Origin of the sequence: Streptomyces sp. DG2A-72 (assembly GCF_030499575.1) — a bacterium.
Taxonomy (GTDB): Bacteria; Actinomycetota; Actinomycetes; order Streptomycetales; family Streptomycetaceae; genus Streptomyces.
Genome location: NZ_JASTLC010000001.1, coordinates 5,206,488 through 5,228,827, shown reverse-complemented (window position 1 = coordinate 5,228,827; position 22,340 = coordinate 5,206,488). Strand labels below are relative to the sequence as shown.

Here is a 22,340-nt window from a genome sequence, read left to right as displayed (position 1 = left end):
CACCGAGGAGTTGACCGGATCTAGGGTCATTCACATGGCACCCTTCCTTGCATACGAGGACAAAGGCGCGGATACCTCCCTGCTCCCCCTCGTCCTCGTCCACGGCCACCCCTTCGACCGCACGATGTGGACCCCGCAGACCGAGGCGTTCTCCGCCTCCCGCCGGGTCATCGCCCCCGACCTGCGCGGCTACGGCGCCTCCCCGGTCGTCCCCGGCCTCACCCCGCTCTCCGACTTCGCCCGCGACATCGAGGCGCTGCTCGACGAGCTGAAGGTGCGGGAGTTCGTCCTGGCCGGCCTCTCGATGGGCGGCCAGATCGCGATGGAGTGCTACCGCCTCTTCGGCGAACGCATCCGGGGTCTCGTCCTCGCGGACACCTTCCCGGCGGCGGAGACGGCGGCGGGCAAGGCCGTCCGCAACGAGATGGCGGACCGGCTGCTGGCCGAGGGCATGCGCGGATACGCCGACGAGGTCCTGGAGAAGATGGTCGCGCCGTACGCCGCACCGCAGGTCAAGACCCACGTCCACCGCATGATGACGGCCACGCCCCCGGAAGGCGCCGCAGCAGCCCTGCGCGGCCGGGCCGAACGCCCCGACTACCGCACCCTGCTGACCCGCGTCACCGTCCCGACGCTGGTGGTGGTCGGCGCCGACGACGAGTACACGCCGGTCGCGGACGCGGAGGCGATGCACGCGGCACTGCCGGACTCGACGCTCAAGGTCGTGGAGGGGGCGGCCCATATGCCGAACCTGGAGCGGCCGACGGAATTCAACGAGGCGTTGCGGGAGTTCCTGACCCGGGTCGACGCGCTGGATTGCTAGTGACTGTCCTTCACGCCGGTGAGGAAGGCGTGCCAACTGTCGGTGCCGACGAGCAGGTGGGGGCCGCTTTGGTTCTTGCTGTCCCGTACGGCACGGCCGCCGGTGGCGGTCGCGGCGACCTCGACGCAGTCGCCCTGTGCCCCGGAGTACGAAGACTTCCGGAAGGGGCCTATGGACTCAGGAGTCACGATGCATCGTCCTTGCTTCTTTGCAGTGCGCGCCTAATGAGCTGCACACTCGCTTCCGGTGCCAGCGCTGCCGATCGTAGTTGGTCATAGGCAAGCGTGTAAGCCGCAAGATCCTCGGGCGCCTCAAGGATCGACGTGCCACGAAGGTTCTCCAACGTCACCGCTTCCACGATCGGCCCCGCGTCGAAACTGAAGGATGCGAACGCGGAGATCTCTCCCGCGAGTGTTCCAGCGCTCAAAGGCAGAACCTGAACAGTTGTGTTCTTCCTGTCGCCGACCTCAAGGATGCGCGCAAGCTGCTCTCGGTGGATCTCGGCAGGCATCAGGGGGTGAATGATCACGGGTTCCCAGATGATGGCCGTGAACGCCGCCCCGCCCTCTTCGATCTTCGCCTGCCGCGCCTCGCGCACCTTGACCAGCTGCCCCACGCGTTCCGGGGGAACGTAGATCGAACTGGCCGTGATGACGGACTGCGCATAGGCAGGCGTTTGCAGCAAGCCTGGCACCAGCGCCTGTGCCCACACCCGAATGTGGGTCGCGTCGTCCTCCAGCGAAATGTGATCGAGGTAGTCCGCCCGCAGCTGCTCTGCATGTTCGAGCCACCAGCCGCGGTTATTGGACCGCTTCGCCAAGTCCTCCAGCCTGTGGCGGACTTCGGAATCATCAACGCCGTACGCATCCAGCAGTACACGAATCTCAAGGATGCGTGCGGTCACGTGCCCGCTCTCTATGTGCTGTGGCCGCCTGGTCGACCTGGCCGTCCACGTCTTCATCCTGGACACGAAGAACTACCGCGAGTTCTGCGCGGAGCACTTCGACGGAAGGTTCCTGGAGCACATCCCGGAGATCGAGTTCAAGTTCGACGGCTCGGTGGAGCGCACCGCCCAGATCATCGCGGACGCGGGCTTCGACGTGGACTGGAAGCTCTGGGAGAGGGACTACGGCAAGTGCGGGCCGTGCAGTCCGGGATCGAACTGCCACTGATCCAAAACGGTCGGGCCCGAGGGCGTCACGACGCTCCCGGGCCCCTTCGCGTGCGTGTCCGGGTGAGTACGGTGTCATTCGCCCTCACGTGGGAGGGAGCCCCGATACGGTGTCCAGCTCAACGGACACCGGTCACTCCACCCTCCCGAGGAGCTTCATGTCCCACGCGCCCAAGACACCGGCCGAGTACTGGGACAAGTACAAGCCCTACAAGGGCGAGGGCCCCCAACCGGCGCCGCAGGTCGACCGGTTCGACTGGACCCAGTACCCCGGGCACGGGCCCGGGGGCGAAGTCCTCGGCAGCCCGCGGCGAGCGCTGGAGCTCGGACCGGCGGAGGGCAAGGAAGCCGCCCACCTGGCCCGCCACGGCGTCGAGGTGACCGGCGTCGACTTCTCCCCCGTCCAGGTCGGACGGGCCCGCGCCTGGTGGAACGGCACTCCTGGGCTGTCCTTCGTCCAGGGCGAGGCATGCGCCTACCTCTCGTCTGCCCCTGCGGAGTACGACGCGATCTATTCGGTATGGGGCGCGGTGTGGTTCACGGACCCCGAAGACCTGTTTCCGTGCGTCTTCAAGCGGCTGGCCCCGGGCGGTGTCTTCGCGTTCTCACAGGCCGAACCGGTCGCCGGCTCCTACGGCCCCCAGCGAATGCGGGGCAAGTGGCTCGAAGGCCGGACGCGCGAACTGACCGTACTGCGCTGGCAGTACACCCCCCAGACGTGGACGGACATCCTCAAGCAGCACGGCTTCGCCGATATCGACGCCCAGGTCATCAAGGCCCCAGACCCGAAAAAACTGGGAACACTCTTGGTGCGTGCACGCGTCCCTGCGTGAGGCAGTCCTGCACATCCTGACCATCATCAGGTAACCGAGGATCAAGCCCTTCCCTGCCGACCGTTGGCTTGTCGGCCCTGGTGCTCGTGTCGGCCTGTTCCGGTGGCACTCACCCCCGGGCGAACGCCACCACGGGCGACGCCGCCTCCGGCGAAAGCCACGACGGGGACCGGAGCGACCGCCTCTCCGGGGCAGACGCCGACAAGCCCGCACCGCCTTCCCGATCCGGTCCAGTCTCCGATCTCTGTCGGGTCGAAGACGCTGTACAAGGGGTCGGGGCGCGGTGCGGGCGGGGTGCCCGCGTCCGCGGGGAAATCCTCATCCATCACGGTGATGTGGACATGCGCCGGCCCCTCCAGGTTCAACATCAACGCCGCCGAAAAGACCGCCGCCGGGTCTCAGTGCGGTGACGGGAGCGGCGTGTTCACCGCCCAGATACCGCACACCAATATGCATGGCTCGACGTGGAAGTTCTCAGCGGTCAGCTCGGTGGTCTGGCGGATCGTCGTCACCCAGCCGCCCAGGAGCTGGGGCCTAGGGCCGCATCAGGCAACGTTCGCCCTGTCGTGACATCACTGGGTTGCTGCGCCGGGCGGCACCAAGGCGTTGACCGGACTACGGGGCGACACGCTGGAGGTGTGCACATCACCTGCTTGGTCTAGCCGTTACTCCTTACGCATCCGAACGACGGAGGAGCGCAACGGAGTTGGACGCAGCTCCTCGTGACATCCGAGTGATCTGCCTACCGCGTTGGGGGCGGGTGGCTGAAGGCTCCGGGGGCGGTGCCCTGGCTGGTCTACGACGAGGAGGAAATGGCGAGGGCTGAAGCCGCTCGGTGACGACCTGGTCGTAGTCGACGCCGTCGACCGGCCGCACATGCTCAAGCGCCGGGGTCAGCTAAGTCAGTCCCTAGCCCGGCCGCCGCCCACGACATCCTCGACCTCGATGGCTTTCCCCCGCTATGTTCTTCGCGGTCCTGCAAGAGGGCCGCTGGCCTCCCAGCCGACTGCCTGCGCATCGCCATCGGACGCCCCTCTCGGTGCTCGGAGGCGATCATCAGCGGCTGAACGGCAGAGCGCCGGTCACCGGATGTGCCGTGCGGGCTGCCCTTCCGCGTCGCTCTCCTCCAGTGGAGGCCGGTGGTGGCTCGGGCGTTGCTTGGCTGCGGCGATCGTAAGGCCGGCGCCAATGAGAGCCGCGCCCGCGAGGTGGAAACCGTGGATGTGCTCGCCGAGGAAGAAAAAGGCAAGGGCAGCGCCGAAGACCGGCATCAGATGCAGGAACTGCCCAGCTCGGGCTGCGCCAAGCAACTCGGCACCCCGGTTGTAGCAGAAGTAGCACAGCAGGGAGGGGATCAGGGCGACGTATAGCACTGCGGCGAGGGAGCCGGTTGTCAGGGGCAGGGAGCGCCCGGAGGCTGCTTCGGCGGCGGCCAGGGGCGCCAGCATGAGGGCGCCCAGGCCGAACGTGGCGGTCAGCAGGCTCAGCGGGTGCACCGGCGGACGCCGGCGCAGCAGTGTGGTGTAGAGCGCGTAGCTGATCACGCCCAGCAGGATCCATCCGTGACCTCCGCCCAGCGCGAGCGCGTCGATGGCGAAGGGGCTGCCTTCGGTCACCACCACCCACACACCGGCCAGGGACAGCGTGAGTCCGAGCAGCTGGAAAATCTGGGGACGCTCGCGGAAGAGGGCGAAGACGAATGCCAGGATGAGCACAGGCATGATCGATTGCATGAGCAGCGCGCTGATCGCCGTGGTGGTTTGCAGTCCCTCGTAGATCAGCGTGTTGTAGGCGGCCACACCAGCGGCCGCCAGCAGCAGCACTGTTCCCTTGTGGTGGACCAGCACCGGCAGGTCGCGGCGGAGCCGGGGGATCCCGAAGGGGAGCAGTACGACGGTGGCGGTGAGCCAGCGGAAGAACGCCAGGTTCACCGGAGGGACGGTGCTTTGGATCAGCCGTCCGACCACGAAGTTGCCCGACCAGCCAGCTGCGGCCAAACACAGCAGTAGAACCGGAGACCGGTAGATCGAGGATAACGCCGAACGGACTCTCCGCACTGCCGTCCCTTCCCTCCCAAGTGCGTTAGGGATCGCAGATAATTAACTTGGTGGATCTGGGCCTCGACCTCCTAGGTCAACGCGCCGCTCGCCTGCATGTTGTTCTTCTGCGAGCCCTTACTGCTGATTCCCCACGGTGTCTTCCGGGGCGCCGACGAGGATCCGTTGCAAACACCGTCACGCTGTCCCATACGCCACTGTAGCCAGCGAACAACGGGCAGCCCGATCCGAAGGAGGATGGAGTCCCGGAGATCGGCCATGAAGCCTTCTGCGCCGAGTCTCTCGATCAGCCACCGAGTACTTCGGCCGACCGGGCGGTATCAGGGACGAGCGAGCCGGACGCGTGCGCCCGCCATACATCGCTCAACTCAGCTCGGAGCATGTGAGGCTGACGTAGGATCCGCTCGTGGTTCCGTTAGATCGCCTTGTTGCATTCTCTGTCGCGGCTCTTCTGATCACGCTAATTCCGGGTCCGAGTGTGCTGTTCGTCATCGGCAGGGCGCTGGCGCAAGGCCGCCGGGCGGCGCTGGCCGGGGTGGTCGGCAACGATATGGGGACCTTCGTCCAGGCGGTCGGGGTGGCGCTGGGCCTGGGTGCGCTCCTGGAGCAGTCGGCGCTGTTGTTCAGCGTGATCAAGCTCATCGGTGCCGCATACCTGGTGCATCTCGGGGTGAAGGCGTTCCGGCAGCGGCGCAGCCACGTTGGCTTCGGAGCAGCTGCGACTCCCGGCAGAGCGTTGCCTGCCGCGCGGGACGGGTTCGTCGTCGGGGTGACGAATCCGAAGAATGTGATCTTCTTCAGTTCGGCACTGCCTCAGTTCGTGGACCGAACCAGCGGGCATGTGCCGCTACAAATGATCGTCTTTGGGTTCGCTTTCGCCGTCATCGCCGTGGTCTGCCACTCGGCCTGGAGCCTGCTGTCCAGCAGCGCCCGCTCGTGGTTCTCCCGCTCGCCTCGTCGTCTCGAGGTGGTCACGGCTACAGGAGGCGCGACCATGGCCGGGCTTGGGGTCTTCCTCGTGGCGACCACGACAACGTCGAACTGACCTGGACGAGTTCGGGCCACTCAACCTTCAGCCCCACCCCGGCCGGCAATGGGCCGGACGCGGCGGACGGCACAAGGACCCCGACCGCGAGCCGAGGCCCCGACGCCGGGCGACCTACACCCGCCCGCACCTTCCTGCGCTCGCTGCACCCGATGGACGTACGCGCTGCGATCGTCTGCTACAACTACTCCCCGCACCTGACGACGAAGCGGTGCCAGCGGGTCGCGACCTGGACGGCGGCGAACAACGTGGAGATCGTCTACACCCCGACCAACAGCTCCTGGCGCAACCGGATCGAGGCCCAGTTCACCGCCCTGCGCTACTTCGCTCTTGATGGCACCGACCACGCCAGCCACAAGGAGCAGGGAAGCGTGATCCGCCGCTACATCATCTGGCGGAACAAATACGCCTCCGGCCAACGCCTCCGCGAGGTCGTGAACAGGGCGAACGTTGCCTGATGCGGCACTAGAAGCGAGCGCACCGAGGCCCGGTCCGACTGCAACCTTCCCCTCACAGCTCCCGACTTTGAGGGAGCAATCGGCCACCCCACCCGCGTACGGAAGGCCGGGCATTGGACACCAAGGCTGCCGAGTGGACCGTTTTCGGAGACGGACGCGAGCGACAGACCAGAGTCAGCGTCGTCGTCGGCTGCCGGCTCGCCGACACCGATGGCATCACCCCGGTCCCGCAGTTCCTCGCATGTCGGCCCTGACTGCTCGTGCCCACGGGGCCCGGGCTGCTGTGCACGCTGCTGACCCGGGTGGTGTCGGTGGACGGCTGATGGATGCTCAGCCGGGCGGATAGTCGCCCAACATGTAGATGAGCGTGATGCCGACGAAGTACAGGCCGATCGGTACCGCATGCCAGGCCCGGCCGTGCTCCCCGACCAGTTGAAGCGCGACGAAACCCCAGTTGGCCAGCAGGGCGAGCATGACGGTGACATCGATGAGGGATATCGACTGCCACACACCCGCCATGAGTTGTCGTTGGCCCCGATACCTGTTCGCCAGCAGGATCAGGCACAGGACGAACGAGCCGACGCCGAAGCCGACAGCCACCTGCCAGGTCGGGTATCGGCCGAGCTGCGTCTGGGCCACCCACAGCGACGCCGTCGTGCAGCACAGGATCAACCCTGCGCCGATCCAGAAGCAGACGAGCCCACTTCGAGTGATCACGACTGCGCGACCTCCTGACGCCTCCCGGGCGTCACGAGCTCCTCGTCACGTTCAGAAGGGCGATGAGCAGCGCGCATGTGATCGCCACCCCCTGGACGGCCTTCGCCCAGCCCGGCGCCGGCTCACCGCTCTTGATCGCCGAACGTATGGCCGGGAAGGCGACCAACAGCCCGACGAGGGCGAAAGGCGCAAGCAGCAGGGTCAACCAGTCGACCTGTACGGGCGTCATGTCGGAGCTCCCTCTTCCACTCGATGACCGGCGCCACATCATGCGCCCGCACCTCCGGGACCCCTCCCACTCGGCGCAACCTTCCACCCACGGCCCCCGTCTTTGAGGGAGGATTCGGGCATCCCATCCGCGAGCGGAAGGCCGGGCGTTGGACACAGCGGCTGCCGAGTGGACGGTCAACCGTGACGGAAGCGAGCGACGAGGCGCCCGGCGTCCCGGCGTCTGGTTCGCCGTGCTGCTGTTCGCCGGAGTCAGTGTCGTCGTGGGCTGCCGGGTCGCCGACACCGACGGCATCACGCCTGTCCCGCAGTTCCTCGCCTTCCTGCCCTGGCTGCTCGTGCCCACGGGTCTCGGGCTACTGCTCACCGTGCTCACGCGGTGGTGGGTCGGGGCAGTGTGGGGCGTCGTCCTGCTGGGTCTGCTGGCGTGGTTCATCGAGCCGTACGGCAAGAGCGCCCAGCCGGCCGGGCCCGTCCTCGCCTCGTTCCGCGTGCTCACCTCGAACGTCGAGTTCGGGCAGGCCACCGGCGCCCTCGTCGAGACCGTACGACGCGACAAGCCGGACATCGTGTTCGTGGAGGAGTGCGACTTCGCCTGCGACGCGGTGCTCAAGCGCGACCTCGCCGACGGCTATCCGCACCGCGAGGCCGTGATCGCCGGAGGCTCCGAGGGATCGGTCATCCTCAGCCGCTTCCCGCTCAGGGGCACCGACGGGGTGCCCGGCACCATGGCGATGCCCGGCGCCGTCGCCGACGTGCGCGGGCACGACGTACGGCTCCAGCTCGCGCACCCGATGCCGCCGCTGCCCGGACAGACGGACGTATGGCGCCGGGAGCTGGGCGCCCTGCGCGACTACGTGAGCGCCGACGAGCAGACCCCGACCGTCCTGGCCGGCGACTTCAACGCCTCCCAGGACCACGCCGCCTTCCGCCGCATCCTGGACGCCGGGCTGCGCGACGCGGCCCGGCTCACCGGCGACGACCGCACGCCCAGCTGGCCGACCCGGACGACACCGACGTTCGGCGCACAGATCGACCATGTGCTGCTGTCCCGGGACTTCTCCGCGCGCACGGCCCGCTTCCTGGACCTCGCCGGCACCGACCACCGGTCGCTGCTGGTCGACATCACGCTCCACCAGCGGGGATGAGGATGTCAGGGGCGAACATAATGGGGCCATGTCCCGAGAGTTCCCCATCGGCCTGACGCCCCCCGACTGGCTGGTCCGGAACCTCCGGTCCGAACCGGCGCCCGTCAACTGGGCCGCCGTCGCCCGCGCCGCCCTCGCCATGGCCCTGCCCCTCGCCATCGGCCTCGCCGTCGACCGGCCCGCCTACGGCGCCCTCGCCTCCATGGGCGCGCTGTCCGGTGTCATCGGCGACACCGCCGACGCCTACCGGATGCGGATCCTCAACATCGCCGTCCCCCAGCTCTTCGGCGCCGTCGGCATCACCCTCGGCTCGCTGGTCCACGGGCACGGCTGGCTCGCGGTCGCCGCCGTCACCGGCGTCGCGCTCGTCTCCGGGATGATCTCGACGATCGGCGCGGTCGCCTCCGTATCGGGACTGCTGCTGCTCCTCAACTCCGTGGTGGGCGCCGGTCTGCCGATGCCGGGCGAGTGGTGGCTGGCGCCGGCGCTGGTGTCCGGCGGCGGGCTCCTCGTGCTGCTGCTCGCGCTGCTGGCCTGGCCGCTGCGGGGCGGGGTGCCGGAGCGGACGGCGGTCGCGGACACGTACCGGACGGTGGCCGAACTGCTGGCGGCGACCGGTGATCCCGACGCATACGACGACGCCCGCCACTCCGTCACCCAGTCGCTGAACCAGTCGTACGACCTCGTCCTCGCCCGGCGCACCCGCCACCACGGCCGCAGCCCCGAACTCGCCCGGCTGCTCGCCCAGTTGAACGCCATCACGCCGGTCGTGGAGGCCGCCCCCGCGGCCCATCTGACCGGAAAGCCGCTCCCGCCCGAGATTCCGTCAGCGGTCCGTCACGTCGCGGAGGCCATCGACACCGGCTACACCGGCCCGATAGGGCTCGACCTGCCGGTGGCCGTGAGCGAGACGAACCGCGCCATGAACCACGCCGTGCGCCACGCGGCCTCCGTCGTCACCTCCCCGGACATCGACCCGCACGGCATCGACGACCGCCTCGGCCGCCCGGCCGCCCTCCGCATCCGCGCCGCCCAGGCCGGACGGAACGTGATCCTGTCCGCCAACTCCTGGCGCTACGGCCTGCGCCTTGCCCTGTGCATCGGCCTCGCCCAGGTCCTGGTGTCGATCATCACGGTGCCGCGCTCCTACTGGGTGGCGCTCACCATCACCTTCGTCCTCAAGCCCGACTTCGGATCGGTCTTCTCACGGGCGCTGCTGCGGGCCCTCGGCACGGTCGCCGGACTCGTCGTCGCGGCAGCGGTGCTCTCCCAGGTGCCGCGGGGCTGGTGGGACGTACCGGTGATGCTGCTGCTCGCCCCGCTGATCCCCGCCCTCACCCCACGCGGCTACGGCTATCAGACCGCCGCCATCACCCCGGTGATCCTTCTCCTCTCCGACGTCCTCAACCGCCAGGGAACGGGCCTGCTGCTGCCCCGCCTCGTCGACTCCCTCATGGGCTGCGCGATCGCGCTGGTCGCGGGCTATCTGCTCTGGCCGGAGAGCTGGCACGTGCGCGTGGGCGACCGTCTCGCGGACGCGGTGGCGGACACGGCGACGTATGTGGAGGCGGCCTTCGGGAAGAGCGAGGACCCCGCCGCCCGCGCCCGTATGCGCCGCCGCCTCTACCGCGACCTCTCCGTCATCCGCACGGAGTTCCAGCGCGCCCTGACCGAACCCCCGCCCACCGGCCGCCGTGCCGCCGCCTGGTGGCCACTGGTCGTCGCCGTGGAACGGATCGTCGACGTGACGACGGCGGCACGGGTGCGCGTGAAGCACGGAGCGGCCCCTCCGTCGGCCACCGAGGTCGGTCAAGTGACCCTGCAACTGAGGGAGCTGGCCGAGGGCCTGCGAAAGATCGACGTCCTGTACGAGGTCCGCACAGACCTGACCGGACCCTCGGGAAGCGTCCTGGAGCCACTGCGCCAGGAGGTGGCGGCAGCCAGGGCCATCGCCTCCCCACACTGACCCAGGTGGGTGCGGGACCGCCCTGTGCAGGAGAGCGGCCCCGCACCCATGTGGGGGGTGGGTTCGGCAGCGCCCCGAAGGGGCGCGGGGAACTGCGCGACCAGCCACAACAGACCCGCAGACGATCAACGGCCTATCGCGGCAGCCGCACAGCGTCTAGCGGGACTTGCTCAAGGACTTGTCACTCATCGCCGTCTCCAGCGCCGCAGCAAGCCCGTTCGCCCACAACTGCTCCACGCGCGCACGCTCATTCGCATCCGGCACGGCATTCGTGCAGGACGGCCCGGGCCCGCCCCCCGACATCAGCTCACTGCACGGACCCTCGTAATGGTCGGGCAGGCCAAGGACGTGCCCTGTCTCATGCGCGGTGACGCGAGTCGAGTCGTACTCCTCGTTCTGCGCGTAGTCGAGGAAGATGTAGCCGCCGCCGTGCCCGTCGGTCGAGGCGTACGAGCCGCGCGGGTCGTTGCCCTCCCGGTAGGTGAAGTCGGCGTTCGAGCCCTCCTGCAGCTGGACGTTGGACACCGCGCCGTTCCAGATCTCCGTGCTGCGGGCTATCTGGGAGCTGAACGTCGGCGCTGCGGAGGCGTCGTAGGTGACGGCCGCGGCGGCGTTCGGCTGCGCGGCGCGCTTCTCGGCTACCGACTTCAGCACGGCTTCGAAGAAGGCCCGGCTCGCGTCGGCGTCGGCGGACGCCGCGGTGTAGCCGGTGTGGGCGGGGACCGCGGTGGTGGCCGGGGCCGCGGCGGCCGGAACCGCCGTGCCCAGACCGACCGTTGCGACACTGAGGCCGAAAGCTGCCGCGGCCATGACAGACGTACGGATACGCATCGATGACTCCTTGGTGGGGGGTGAGTCGTCATCGGTGAGTCTCGGCGCCTGTGGCGCGGCTGTGATGATGGCAACCGGCGATAGCACCGTCCTATCGCGCACCCTGCCCCGCGCCCAATTCGCGTACGTCAGCAGCCATTTGTGCGTCTGGTGGAACCTGTGTTCCCGCCTTAGTCTCCCAGGGCATGGAGCTCGAGGTGAGACATCTACGCGCGCTGTGCGCCATCGCCGACACCGGCAGTCTGCACCGGGCCGCCCGCCAGCTCGGCGTCGCCCAGCCGTCGCTCAGCACCCAGCTGCGCCGGATCGAGCAGGAGCTGGGCGGCACGCTGTTCACCCGGGAACGCAGCGGCTGCCGGCCCACCCCGCTGGGCCGGCTGGTGCTCAGCCGTGCCCGCCCGGTCGTGGCCGACATGCGCTCCCTGGTCGCCGATGCGCGCGCCGCCGCCACCGGCGGACCGCAGCTGCGCGTGGGCTCCACCGCGAGCGCGGCCCTGGCGGGCTGGCTGCGCCGGCTGCGCGCACATGGCCAGGAACCGACCCTCCACATGGACGTCTCCCCGAACGCCCTGCTGCGCATGGTCGCCGACGGCCAGCTGGACGTCGCCTTCGTCCACGAGGTCGAGGGCTGCCCGCTGCGCATCCCCGAGCAACTGCGCCTGCGCGTCCTGATCCCCCGCGAACCGCAGTTCGTGTCCCTGCCCGCCGATCATCCCGCGACCGCGCACCCGGTCGTCCATCTGACCGACCTGTCCGGGGACCGCTGGATGATCGACCCCACCGTCGACGGCGAATGGGATGCCGTCCAGCGCATGTTCCGCGCCGCCGGGGTCAACCCGCGTGTCCTGCACGGCGACTACCACACGGCCGCCGCCCTGGTCGCGACCGGCGAGGTCGTCACGGTCTGCCAGCCGACCTGTCTGCCCCGCCCCGGGATGGCGGTACGACGGCTGTACGGCGACCCGCTCGGCGTACGGCTGATGCTCGCGGCCCGCACCGAGACGGACCTCGACGGCGTGTATCCCGCGCTGGAGCAGGCGTACCGGGAGGCGGCGCGGGAGGCACCGACGTACCGGGAGTGGCTGGAACGCGACGGCGCGGGCCGGCCACCGGTCCCGGCGCTGCCGTGACACCGGCCTGGTCAACTCCGTGCAGGCGGTGAATCGTTACGTCGTTCTCGTGCGAGTGACGCAGGGCGAGTTCAGGGGCGCGTACAGGTAATGATCAATCCTGTTCAACCGCCCTCCCGATAAGGGGATTTTCCATGCGTCGCACCGCCTCCGTCCTCCTCGGCACCCTGGCCCTCGCCGGAGCCGCGGCCCCGGCCGCCACCGCCGTGCCGGACCCGTCGGCCGCCGTCACCTGCCTCACCGAGGCCCCGGGCGCCGTCACCGGACTCGTCGACCCGGCCGCCCTGCTCGACCCCACCGGCCTCGCGGCCCCGGCCGAGCTTCCGGCCGTGAACTGCGTGACGGCTCCCTGAGCTGTACGGACAGACGGATGCGGGCCGCTCTCGTGAAGAGAGCGGCCCGCATACGTATGCGTACGGGTGCGATCAGGCGCCAGGCGCCTCAGACGCTTCAGGCTCCTCAGACGCCGATGTCGCAGCCGTCCTTGCGCCACACCGCCACGACCGACGGGCGGACGAGCTTGCCGGGTCCGTCGGGCCAGGTGCTGGCCGGCTTCTCCACGCTGGCGCCGTCCTTCTCGCCCGGGTGCTGTACGGCGACCAGAACGCGCCGGTCCTGGATGACCGGACCGCAGGTCTCCGCGCCGATCGGCATCGTCGCGAACTGCTTCAGCTCACCGCGCCGGTCACCGCGCGTAGCTACGCCGAAGAGACCGTCGTGGTAGCCGAGCTGGGCGCCGTCGGTGGAGATCCACAGGTTGCCGTACCTGTCGAAGGCGACGTTGTCCGGGCACGAGATCGGGCTGACCTTGTTCTTCGGGAACCCGGCGAAGTAGGTGGCCGGGTCGTTCGGGTCGCCCGCGACGAGGAACAGCGACCAGGCGAACCTGGTGCTGTCGGCACGGTTCCAGCGCTCGGTCAGCTCCAGGACGTGGCCGTGCTTGTTGGCGTTGCGCGGGTTGGCCTCGTCCGCCTTGGCGTTCGTGCCGGTACCGCGGTTGGAGTTGTTGGTGAGCGCCACGTACACCTTGCCGGTGTGCGGGTTGGGCTCGATGTCCTCGGGCCGGTCCATCTTGGTGGCGCCGACCTTGTCACCGGCGAGCCGCGTGAAGACGAAGACCTCCTCGGCGGTCATGCCCTCGACGTGGCTCTCGGCCCCGTCGGCGGTGGCCGTCGCCAGCGGAATCCACACGCCGGAGCCGTCGAACTCGCCGTCGCTGGGGAGCTTGCCGGTGCCGTCGATCTCGATGGCGGGCGAGTCGCCGCTGAGCTTGGCGACGTACAGCGTGCCCTCGTCGAGCAGCGAGAGGTTGTGCTCGCGCACCGCCCTGCTCGACCCCTTCTTCATCCGCTTGCTGCCGACGAACTTGTAGAAGTAGTCGAAGCGCTCGTCGTCACCGGAGTACACGACCGGACGGCCGTCCTCCGTGAGCCGCACGGTCGCGCCCTCGTGCTTGAAGCGGCCGAGGGCGGTGTGCTTGCGCGGCTTGGAGGTGGGGTCGTACGGGTCGAGCTCGACGACGTAGCCGAAGCGGTGCACCTCGTTGGGCTCCTGGGCGACGTCGAAGCGCTTGTCGAAGAGCTCCCACTTGCGCTCGGAGGCGGTGGTGCCGATGCCGTACCGCTTGTCGGTGGCACGGCTGGAGTTGGCGAAGTACTGGTTGAAGTTCTCCTCGCCGTGCAGCGTGGTGCCCCACGGGGTGGTGCCGCCGGCGCAGTTGTTGAGGGTGCCGAGCGCCTTGGTGCCGGTCGGGTCGGCGGAGGTCTTCAGCAGGTCGGAACCAGCGGCGGGACCGGTGATCTTGAACTCGGTGGTGGCGGTGACGCGACGGTTGAGCGGGTGCCGGGGCACGGGCTTGAGCTTGCCGGTCTTCCGGTCGCCCTCGACGACGACGGCGGAGAGCCCGTGCGCGGCCCAGGCGATCTCGACCTGCTCCTTGGTCGGGTTGGCGGCGTCGTAGCCACGGAACATGAGCACCTCGTCGGTGTACTCATGGTTGGCGACGAGGATCTGCCGGTTCCACTCGCCCGGGAGGGGCAGCAGCGCGAGGAAGTCGCAGTTGTACCCGAACTGACCGGCCTGGGCCTTGGCGGTCTGGTTGTCCGGGTCGAAGGCGGGGGCGCCGCGCAGGATGGGCTCGCCCCAGCGGATGACGACGTTCTGGGCGTAGCCGTCAGGAACGGTCACCACGTCGTTGGTGTTGGGGGCGACGGCGGTGAAACGAAGCCCGCGCGCACCCTTGGAGAAGGAGCCGTGCCTCTTGGCCTGGGTGGCGGCTGCGGCCTCCGGAGCGACGGCGCCGGTGACGGCGGTGCCCGCGGCGGCGGCCACCGTGACGACGGCGGCGGCCTGCATCACCGAACGGCGGCTGAGGGCGCCCTGGATGACGTCGCCGACGTATTCGTTGGTGGTGGTGTTGGGCACCTCGTGGAAGCAGGCGTTCCCACACCGGTACAAACAGGTCATGGCCGACCGGCCACCGGGATGCGAATCGGACGGCGTTCTGACGAGCGGCAGCGGAATGCGCACTTTGTTTTCCCCTTGCTTCCCCTTGAAACCAGCGTGACGGACGGTAGGCGCATGTTTGTGCGGGAGCAGGGCGACACGGTGAACTAAAGGTGAACTGGAGGCGCCTGTCCGTCCGTTGCGGTCACGGCGGATGTTTGACCGATCCGGCCCTTGACTCAAGACATCCCGCCGACCCGGCCCCTCCCCAAGATCGCCACCCGGGGCCGCTAACCTTACGTGTCCGTCCTGGCCAGGGATTAGCGGGCATCAACTCACGCGAAGGGTTGCGTACATGGGCATTCTCACTCTCCTGCGGAACGCGTTCGGCCGCAGCCGAAAGGCCCGCACAGCCGAAGCAGAGGGTGCGACACCTTCGCAGACACCGGAACCGACGGTCCCCTCCCCCTCCCCCGAACCGACCCCCACCCCACCCCCCACCGCCTCCATCCCGGAACCCCGCCCTTCCACGTCGGACGACTCCGAGCACGACCTGGTCTCGGCCGCTTTCGACAACGTGACGGTGCCGAGGCCGGCGGAGCCGATGGGGGAGACGGCGGTCGATGAGGCGGGGGATGAGGCGTCGGTTGTCGAGGAGCCGGTGACTGAGACGCCGGTAGCCGAGGAGCCGGTTATCGAGACCCCGGCGGCCGAGGAAGCGGTGGTGGAGCAGCCGCCGGTTGTCGAGGAGCCCGTGGCTGACGAGCCGGTGGCCGAGGAACCGGTGGCGGTCGCTGATGAGCCGACGGTGGAGCCGGTGGCGGAGCCGGAGCCGACTGAAGAGGCGGTAGCCGAAGAGCCGGCCGCCGAAGAGAAGGCCCCCGAGCCGACCGTGGACGAGCCGGTCGCCGAGGAGCCGGAGCCCGTGGCTGCCGCGGTGGACGAACCGCTCGCCGCCGACGGCGAGGACGCCCCACAGGGGCCACCCGCAGCCGACGACGAGAGCAGCACGGGTGGTGCGGGTGGGAACGACGCGGCCGAAGGCGAAGCCGAGGCCGAGCCGGAGCCGCAACCGCAGCCGGAGGCCGTCGTGCCCACCACCCTGCAGACGGCCTACACCGCAGCCGCAACCACCCTCACCCACCACAACCTCACCACCACCCAGGCCAAGATCTACCTCGTCCTCGACCGCTCCGCCTCCATGCGCCCGTACTACAAGGACGGCTCCGCCCAGGCCCTCGGCGACCAGACCCTCGCCCTCGCCGCCCACCTCGACCCGGACGCCACCGTCCACGTCACCTTCTTCTCCACGGAAGTGGACGGCACCGGCGACCTCACCCTCCCCGACCACACCACCAAGATCGACGACCTGCACGCGTCCCTCGGCCGCATGGGCCGTACGAGCTACCACGCCGCAGTAGAAGAAATCACCACCCACTACACCAAGTCCGGCACCACCCTCCCCGCCCTCGTCATCTTCCAGACCGACGGCGCCCCGGACGCGAAAACCCCGGCCACCCAGTCCCTCACCGAAGCGGCGAAGACCCACCCCGCCCTCTTCTTCTCCTTCGTCGCCTTCGGGGAGCACGACAACAAGGCCTTCGACTACCTCCGCAAACTGAAGACCGAGAACACGGCCTTCTTCCACGCGGGACCCACCCCGAAGGAACTCACGGACACGGAGTTCTACGAGGGCGTACTGGCGAACTGGCGCCCGTAACGGCGGCACCGCACCCGGCATCCCACGGGGTGCCCGTCACCCCGTAAAACGGGAGGCGGGCGCCCCATATCAGTCAGCTACGATTTCAAGGTTCGTAGACGGTCGAAACGCACCGAAACCGTCACTCCATGTAGCGACCCGGGAGCAGCCCGCAATGGCTCGACACCTCATCACCAGCGCCCTTCCGTACATCAACGGGATCAAGCACCTGGGCAACATGGTGGGGTCCATGCTCCCGGCGGACGTCTACTCCCGCTACCTGCGCCAGCGCGGCCACGACGTCCTCTACATCTGCGCGACGGACGAACACGGCACCCCCGCCGAGCTGGCCGCCAAGGAGGAGGGCCTCCCGGTCGACGAGTTCTGCGCGCGGGCACACGACCAGCAGAAGGCGATCTACGACGGCTTCCAGCTGGCCTTCGACTACTTCGGCCGCAGCTCCTCCCCCCAGAACCGCGAGATCACCCAGGAGATCGCCCGCGAGCTGAAGGCGAACGGCTTCATCGAGGAACGAGCCATCCGCCAGGTGTACTCGAACACGGACGGCCGTTTCCTCCCGGACCGCTACATCATCGGCACCTGCCCGCACTGCGGCTACGACAAGGCCCGCGGCGACCAGTGCGAGAACTGCACCCGCGTCCTGGACCCGACCGACCTGATCGACCCGCGCTCCGCGATCAGCGGCAGCAGCGACCTGGAGATCCGCGAGACCAAGCACCTGTTCCTCCTCCAGTCGGCCCTGGCCGGCGAGGTCGAGGCATGGGTCGACGAGCGCGCCGACAACTGGCCGATCCTGGCGTCCTCCATCGCCCGCAAGTGGCTCACGGAGGGTCTGCACGACCGCGCGATCACCCGCGACCTCGACTGGGGCGTCCCGGTCCCGGCCGACACCTGGCCGGAGCTGGCCGCCGACGGCAAGGTCTTCTACGTCTGGTTCGACGCCCCGATCGAGTACATCGGCTCGACGAAGGAGTGGGCGGACCAGGACCCGGAGAACCGCGACTGGCGCTCCTGGTGGTGGAAGTCGGACGCGGACGTCCAGTACACGCAGTTCATGGGCAAGGACAACGTCCCCTTCCACAGCGTGATGTTCCCGGCAACCCTGCTGGGCACCCGCGCGCCGTGGAAGAAGGTCGACGTGATCAAGGCCTTCAACTGGCTGAACTACTACGGCGGCAAGTTCTCCACGTCGCAGCGGCGAGGCGTCTTCACGCACGACGCCCTGGAGATCCTCCCCGCCGACTACTGGCGCTACTTCATGATGGCCAACGCCCCGGAGTCGGACGACTCGTCCTTCACCTGGGAGCACTTCACGGCCACGGTGAACAAGGACCTGGCGGACACCCTCGGCAACTTCGTCAACCGAGTCCTCTCCTTCTCGAAGAAGCGCTTCGGCGACGAGGTCCCGGCGGGCGCGGAGCCCGGCGAGGCGGAGGCGAAGCTCGGCGAGGAGATCGCCCGCCTGCTCACCGAGTACGAGGAGCAGATGGAGGCCATCCAGTTCCGCAAGGCGACGGCCGCCCTCCGTGCCCTGTGGTCGGCCGGCAACTCGTACCTCGAGGAGAAGGCCCCCTGGCTGGAGATCAAGACCGACAAGGAGGGGGCGGCCCTGACCCTGCGCACCGCGATGAACCTGATCCACCTCTACTCGGTGGTCTCGGAGCCCTTCATCCCGACGTCGGCGAAGACGATGCGAGGGGCCTTCTCGCTCGGCGACGACACCGCGACGTGGGTGAGCCCCGACGAGGCGAGGTCCCTCACCACGGTCCCCGCCGGCACGCCCTTCACCGTCCCCCCGGTCCTCTTCGCCAAGCTCACGGACGAGGACCTGCTGGCGTACAAGGAGCGCTTCGGCGGGGAGTCGGCTGCGTAAGGCACATACGGCAGAAGGGCCTGGAACCGAATGGTTCCGGGCCCTTTCGCTGCCTATGTCTTCAGTCAGGCGCGGGACAGGGGTGACGGGAAAGTCACCGTCCGAGTGCGGAGAATCCCTCGCGGATGCGGTTCAGGTATATGGGACGGACAGGGAGGCCGCTCCCAGCCACCTCATCGCCTTGTCCTCCCTGGAGAGTGACGGTCGGGACGAGGAACTGCGGGCGGTGTTCAGGGCGCTGGACAAGCCGGCCCGGTTACGGAAGGGGCCCGCACCGACTTGCGGATGCGGGCCCCCGGTTGGTTCGCGGCCTCGTTACGGCATCAGGCCGCGGCGCCGCCCGACTTGCGGCGACGCACGACGAACATGGCGCCGGCGCCGACCACCACGGTCGCACCACCGATGCCGGCGATCAGCGGGAGCGCAGAGGAGGCACCGGTGTGGGCCAGCGAGCCGCTGGCCGCAGTCGTGTCCGACACCGGGACGACGTGGGAAGTGCCGCTCTTGGCCGGGGCCTTGGACGGCAGCGGGGCCTCGCCGCCGGTCTGCGGGACCGGCTTGGAGCCGGTGGTCTTGGTACCCGGCTTGACGATGTCGACCTTGTAGACGGCGGAGCCCGTCGCCTCGCAGTTGTTCTGTGTGTCCGGGTAGACGCCCAGGCCGATGGTGAGGGCCTTACCGACCGGGGCCTTGGCCGTGACGTTCAGCCGGAAGCTGAGGTCGACCGTGGTGTTGCCGGGCAGGTCCCCCGGGCCCAGGGAGCCGAGGGCGTACTTGCCGTCGTCCGTAACGTTGAACCACTGCTTCGCGTCCGGGTCGTACGCCTGGAGTACGGCCTGCTTGAGCGTGAACGGGTCGTCGCTCTCCAGCGGACCGACACCCGCGGCGAGCGCGATGTCCGTGATGGCGTTCTTCGACGGGTTGGTCACCGTCATCTTGAACGGGTGCCAACCGCTGCCCCTCACGATCTTGCCAGGCAGGCCGCTCAGCGCGATCCGCAGGGTGGCCTTGTAGTTCGGGTTCTGGTCTTCGCAGAACGCGAGATCGGTCGGCTCCACGGACGGCGTGCTGCTCGGCACGGCCGAGGGGGAGGCAACCGGAGCCGAGGCACCGACGGATGCGGACGCGCTCGCGGACGGGGAAGCCGTGGCGCTCGCGGACGCGGATGCCGTGGCACTCGCGGTGGCGGAGGGGCTGGCACTCGCGGTGGGGGGTGCCGATGTCGAGCCGTCATCGGCGTAGGCCACGGTTGCCATTGTCAACGCGGCAGGGGCAACGGCAGCGGTCGTCGCGACCGCCACCAGGGCACGGCGAAACTTCATGAGACCTCTATCTGCGGAAGAGAAGAAGACCAGAGGCCGTCGCGGTGGTGGGGGCACGCGGCGCGGCAGGGGTTGATCGTAAGTCCGCGCGAAGGGGAGCGCAGACGCCCGCCGTGGGTGGATTCTGACCATTACCTGAGCATTGCCCGACCATTACCAGTCCGAAGGCAGCGAATCATGGTGAAAGGTGCAGTTGCCCTCAGCCTTGTGATTTCTCTATGGGAAACGTCACGTTCACGCTCCTCCTGGAGTTGAACGGCTGAGACGGCTCCAGCGGGGTTTCGTGCCGATGGTGTGGCTCTCAGCGATTGGCCGTCCAACGCCACGCGACGACACGGCCACTCACGCGTCCGTCGCCGTGCACCATGCCTCGTCGCCCCTGTACCGCCGACGCCTCCACGCACAGATCCGCCTCGGCATGGCTCAGGCCGATCTCGCTTCCGCCTGTGCTTCACACCGCTTGGCGCCGGCCCCACGCCCAACTACACGGCACTGAGCCCGGTGCATCGTGAAGACTGCACGTCAGTCGGCCTGGTGTGCGTAGGCGTCGGGAGGCTCGGGCAGGTCCGGGGGCGGTAGTCCACCGACAAGGTCGTCCGTCAGCGGGCGAATTCCCGCTTCGTCAGCACCAGCAGGGCCCGCACCAGCGCAGTCGCTGATCCGCGATCGCCAGTTCGTCCCGCTCGACCTGGACTTCCTGAAAGCTGTTTGGCCAACTGCTCGGCGAGGGCGTCCAGTTCGCTCCGGCGAGGGGTGATCCACTGCCGCTCCTGCATCCCCGCAGCCTCCCACGGTCTCGTGGCGTGCCGCCCTGCTGACGGATCGTAGGCGGGGGTCGATCACGGGCGCAGCCGAACCCGGCATCCCGCCGGAACCGGACCTGTCCGATGATCTACACCATGGTCATCGGCCACCGACCGGCACGAGTACCCGAGTCGTCACTCACACCAGACCCGTGACCTCCCGCTACACGCCTTCCGTCGTCTTCGAGGTTTCCCCCGCCCTGACGACACCACTCGCCTCCAATCAGCCGGTGAAGCCCTTGAGATCGAAACCCACGAGTACCTCCGCCGCACCCGCGAACGCCGTCACCCTGCGCATCCGCCCACTGGTGCCGCGCGGTTCGAGGTCACCCGTGACCGCCACCTCCCAGTCGCGTCGCCAGGCTTCGGTGGCCTTGTCGATGTCCTTGGGGCGCAGTTCCACCCGGACTCTTCGCTGGCGCTGGGTGTCCTCGTGGAGGAGGGAGCCGTAGACCGTCGTCTCGCGTGGATTCACATCCCTGTGAACAGGCGGCGAGCGAGCACCCCGTGCCGGAGGCGTAGTCGGCACGGGGCAGCTTCTTGCCCCCGGCGTTCGTGTTCGCGTCGATCGTGCCCTTGATCTTGATGATCCTCGGCGTGGGGTCGGAGACGGACCCTAGTAGAGGAGTCCTTACGTACAGTGGGGGCGCGTGCTTCGGGCGGACCAGCGTGAACGGGCTTCCGGCTCATCCGTGGTTGTGGAGATCGAAAAGGCTGCCGTGAATTTTTCGGTGGTCCGATGGTCAACTCATGGGCGGGAAGCCGATAATGCCACGGGACAAACGTATGGTTTGCGCCATGGCAGTGCCTGAGGTCATCCCGATCGCCTACGAGCCGCACGGCCGTACAGAGGCCATCGGTCGCTACGCGGACGGACAGTTCCTGGGGTCGGTCACCTATGCCTTCCCCGCCGGGTTCCGCCCCGACGACGACTGGGAGAAACACAAGCGCCTCTACTCGGCGCTGCACCTGTTCGACGCCGAGGGGCGCCACCGCCACTCGGAGATCTGGTGTGCGGGCACCTGGGCCGAGCAGCAGGGCGCCCCGCACGGCCCGGACTCGGTCCTGGCCCGGGCCCGGGCACACCTCGCGACACTCCTCAGGGCCCTGCCCCGCCGCACCTACACCGACATCGCCGTCCGCCCCTTCCAACTCACCGCAGACGGTGTCCTGTTCGGCCTGCTCACCGGAGACGACGAGGGCGAGCCCTGGGCCGAGTTGTACCCGGACCACCTGGGTTTCGGCCCGCCTTGGGACGGCTTGTACGACACCTGAGCGCATCCGCGGAACCCCCGGTCCACCATGCGCGTCCACCACAGGGCGACACGGTCAATCGAGTGGGGGGTTCCATCCATGGCACTGTTCGGCAACGCGCACACCGTGGACCCGGCGACGGCACAGCAGGACTACGCCCGTCTGCTGGGCCAGAACGAGCAGGTGCACGCCGCGTACATGCTGATCCGCGACACCATCCTGCTCACCGACCGGCGTCTGATCCTGGTCGACAAGCAGGGCATCACCGGGAAGAAGGTGGAGTACCACTCCGTCCCGTACCGCAGCATCACCCACTTCGCCGTGGAGACCGCCGGCACCTTCGACCTCGACGCCGAGCTGAAGATCTGGATCTCCGGCTCCCCGACCCCGATCGAGAAGACCTTCACCAAGGGCGTCGACATCTACGAAGTCCAGGCGATCCTCACCCACTTCGTGGCGAAGTAAGGGGAGCCACTCGAGCTCAAACGCCGTGGGGCACCCGGACCGGCCCGGCTT

22 protein-coding genes and 3 pseudogenes are annotated in these 22,340 nt (G+C 68.6%); 15 read left to right on the top strand and 10 right to left on the bottom strand.

What is annotated here, in order from left to right:
* Positions 1–34: 34 nt before the first annotated feature.
* The gene (locus QQY66_RS24910) at positions 35–823 is read left to right on the top strand and encodes an alpha/beta fold hydrolase (RefSeq protein ID WP_301982541.1); all 789 of its coding nucleotides are present in this window, start codon (positions 35–37) and stop codon (positions 821–823) included.
* Here the strand turns inward: QQY66_RS24910 and QQY66_RS24905 are convergent.
* Together QQY66_RS24905 and QQY66_RS24900 are read right to left on the bottom strand one after the other, a co-directional pair.
* Complete coding sequence (locus tag QQY66_RS24905) at positions 820–1,011, bottom strand: DUF397 domain-containing protein (protein ID WP_301982540.1); 192 nt, start codon at positions 1,009–1,011, stop codon at positions 820–822. The genes QQY66_RS24910 and QQY66_RS24905 overlap by 4 nt on opposite strands.
* Positions 1,008–1,727 (bottom strand): DUF5753 domain-containing protein, encoded by a 720-nt coding sequence (locus tag QQY66_RS24900; RefSeq protein WP_367666992.1) that lies wholly within the window; start codon positions 1,725–1,727, stop codon positions 1,008–1,010. Before QQY66_RS24900 ends, QQY66_RS24905 begins: the two co-directional genes overlap by 4 nt.
* Between QQY66_RS24900 and QQY66_RS24895 the strand changes: the two genes are divergently transcribed.
* Together QQY66_RS24895 and QQY66_RS24890 are read left to right on the top strand one after the other, a co-directional pair.
* Positions 1,714–1,995, top strand: a complete 282-nt coding sequence (locus QQY66_RS24895; protein WP_301987776.1) for a hypothetical protein — start codon at positions 1,714–1,716, stop codon at positions 1,993–1,995. The two genes, QQY66_RS24900 and QQY66_RS24895, sit on opposite strands and share 14 nt — an antisense overlap.
* A gap of 157 nt (positions 1,996–2,152) precedes the next feature.
* Positions 2,153–2,827: a trans-aconitate 2-methyltransferase gene (locus QQY66_RS24890; RefSeq protein ID WP_301982537.1), complete on the top strand. Its 675-nt coding sequence runs from the start codon at positions 2,153–2,155 to the stop codon at positions 2,825–2,827.
* Positions 2,828–3,909: 1,082 nt separating this feature from the next.
* On the opposite strand, the gene QQY66_RS24885 is transcribed toward QQY66_RS24890, so the two are convergent.
* The gene (locus QQY66_RS24885; RefSeq protein ID WP_301982536.1) at positions 3,910–4,884 is read right to left on the bottom strand and encodes a DMT family transporter; all 975 of its coding nucleotides are present in this window, start codon (positions 4,882–4,884) and stop codon (positions 3,910–3,912) included.
* A 406-nt stretch (positions 4,885–5,290) separates the two neighbouring features.
* Between QQY66_RS24885 and QQY66_RS24880 the strand changes: the two genes are divergently transcribed.
* The 3 genes and pseudogenes from QQY66_RS24880 to QQY66_RS24870 form a co-directional block, all read left to right on the top strand.
* Positions 5,291–5,929, top strand: coding sequence for a LysE family translocator (locus QQY66_RS24880; protein WP_301982535.1), 639 nt, complete (start codon positions 5,291–5,293; stop codon positions 5,927–5,929).
* Position 5,930: 1 nt separating this feature from the next.
* A pseudogene (locus QQY66_RS24875) lies at positions 5,931–6,387 on the top strand (IS630 family transposase); the annotation flags it as partial.
* Positions 6,388–6,500: 113 nt separating this feature from the next.
* A pseudogene (locus QQY66_RS24870) lies at positions 6,501–6,638 on the top strand (endonuclease/exonuclease/phosphatase family protein); the annotation flags it as partial.
* A 79-nt stretch (positions 6,639–6,717) separates the two neighbouring features.
* Here the strand turns inward: QQY66_RS24870 and QQY66_RS24865 are convergent.
* Together QQY66_RS24865 and QQY66_RS24860 are read right to left on the bottom strand one after the other, a co-directional pair.
* Positions 6,718–7,104 carry a hypothetical protein gene (locus tag QQY66_RS24865; RefSeq protein WP_301982533.1) on the bottom strand — a complete coding sequence of 129 codons (387 nt, stop codon included), beginning with the start codon at positions 7,102–7,104 and terminating at the stop codon, positions 6,718–6,720.
* A 31-nt stretch (positions 7,105–7,135) separates the two neighbouring features.
* Complete coding sequence (locus tag QQY66_RS24860; RefSeq protein ID WP_301982532.1) at positions 7,136–7,333, bottom strand: hypothetical protein; 198 nt, start codon at positions 7,331–7,333, stop codon at positions 7,136–7,138.
* 148 nt (positions 7,334–7,481) lie between these two features.
* Here QQY66_RS24860 and QQY66_RS24855 point away from each other — a divergent pair, with 148 nt between their 5' ends.
* Together QQY66_RS24855 and QQY66_RS24850 are read left to right on the top strand one after the other, a co-directional pair.
* The gene (locus QQY66_RS24855; RefSeq protein ID WP_301982531.1) at positions 7,482–8,480 is read left to right on the top strand and encodes an endonuclease/exonuclease/phosphatase family protein; all 999 of its coding nucleotides are present in this window, start codon (positions 7,482–7,484) and stop codon (positions 8,478–8,480) included.
* 28 nt (positions 8,481–8,508) lie between these two features.
* The gene (locus tag QQY66_RS24850; RefSeq protein WP_301982530.1) at positions 8,509–10,446 is read left to right on the top strand and encodes an FUSC family protein; all 1,938 of its coding nucleotides are present in this window, start codon (positions 8,509–8,511) and stop codon (positions 10,444–10,446) included.
* 156 nt (positions 10,447–10,602) lie between these two features.
* Here QQY66_RS24850 and snpA read toward each other — a convergent pair whose 3' ends face one another.
* Positions 10,603–11,277: a snapalysin gene (gene snpA / locus QQY66_RS24845; protein WP_301982529.1), complete on the bottom strand. Its 675-nt coding sequence runs from the start codon at positions 11,275–11,277 to the stop codon at positions 10,603–10,605.
* A gap of 185 nt (positions 11,278–11,462) precedes the next feature.
* On the opposite strand from snpA, the gene QQY66_RS24840 reads away from it, so the two are divergent.
* Together QQY66_RS24840 and QQY66_RS24835 are read left to right on the top strand one after the other, a co-directional pair.
* A complete protein-coding gene (locus QQY66_RS24840) occupies positions 11,463–12,407 on the top strand; it encodes a LysR family transcriptional regulator (protein WP_301982528.1) in 945 nt (314 codons plus the stop codon).
* Positions 12,408–12,541: 134 nt separating this feature from the next.
* Positions 12,542–12,760, top strand: coding sequence for a hypothetical protein (locus QQY66_RS24835; protein WP_301982527.1), 219 nt, complete (start codon positions 12,542–12,544; stop codon positions 12,758–12,760).
* Between the two features lie 106 nt (positions 12,761–12,866).
* Here the strand turns inward: QQY66_RS24835 and QQY66_RS24830 are convergent, their stop codons facing one another.
* The gene (locus tag QQY66_RS24830) at positions 12,867–14,936 is read right to left on the bottom strand and encodes a PhoX family phosphatase (protein ID WP_301982526.1); all 2,070 of its coding nucleotides are present in this window, start codon (positions 14,934–14,936) and stop codon (positions 12,867–12,869) included.
* Between the two features lie 271 nt (positions 14,937–15,207).
* Here QQY66_RS24830 and QQY66_RS24825 point away from each other — a divergent pair, with 271 nt between their 5' ends.
* Both QQY66_RS24825 and metG read left to right on the top strand, forming a co-directional pair.
* On the top strand, positions 15,208–16,572 hold the full coding sequence (locus QQY66_RS24825; RefSeq protein WP_301982525.1) for a VWA domain-containing protein: 1,365 nt from the start codon (positions 15,208–15,210) through the stop codon (positions 16,570–16,572).
* A 154-nt stretch (positions 16,573–16,726) separates the two neighbouring features.
* Positions 16,727–18,445, top strand: coding sequence for a methionine--tRNA ligase (gene metG / locus QQY66_RS24820; protein WP_301982524.1), 1,719 nt, complete (start codon positions 16,727–16,729; stop codon positions 18,443–18,445).
* Between the two features lie 323 nt (positions 18,446–18,768).
* Here metG and QQY66_RS24815 read toward each other — a convergent pair whose 3' ends face one another.
* Entirely contained in the window at positions 18,769–19,503 is a 735-nt protein-coding gene (locus tag QQY66_RS24815) for an LAETG motif-containing sortase-dependent surface protein (protein WP_301982523.1), read from the bottom strand.
* 7 nt (positions 19,504–19,510) lie between these two features.
* Between QQY66_RS24815 and QQY66_RS24810 the strand changes: the two genes are divergently transcribed.
* Positions 19,511–19,687: a hypothetical protein gene (locus QQY66_RS24810; protein ID WP_301982522.1), complete on the top strand. Its 177-nt coding sequence runs from the start codon at positions 19,511–19,513 to the stop codon at positions 19,685–19,687.
* A 1,106-nt stretch (positions 19,688–20,793) separates the two neighbouring features.
* On the opposite strand, the gene QQY66_RS24805 is transcribed toward QQY66_RS24810, so the two are convergent.
* Positions 20,794–21,045 carry a hypothetical protein gene (locus QQY66_RS24805; protein WP_301982521.1) on the bottom strand — a complete coding sequence of 84 codons (252 nt, stop codon included), beginning with the start codon at positions 21,043–21,045 and terminating at the stop codon, positions 20,794–20,796.
* A gap of 13 nt (positions 21,046–21,058) precedes the next feature.
* A pseudogene (locus QQY66_RS24800) lies at positions 21,059–21,238 on the bottom strand (hypothetical protein); the annotation flags it as partial.
* A gap of 130 nt (positions 21,239–21,368) precedes the next feature.
* On the opposite strand from QQY66_RS24800, the gene QQY66_RS24795 reads away from it, so the two are divergent.
* Positions 21,369–21,845: a hypothetical protein gene (locus QQY66_RS24795; RefSeq protein WP_301982520.1), complete on the top strand. Its 477-nt coding sequence runs from the start codon at positions 21,369–21,371 to the stop codon at positions 21,843–21,845.
* A 78-nt stretch (positions 21,846–21,923) separates the two neighbouring features.
* Complete coding sequence (locus QQY66_RS24790; RefSeq protein WP_301982519.1) at positions 21,924–22,289, top strand: PH domain-containing protein; 366 nt, start codon at positions 21,924–21,926, stop codon at positions 22,287–22,289.
* The last annotated feature ends 51 nt before the right edge of the window (positions 22,290–22,340 follow it).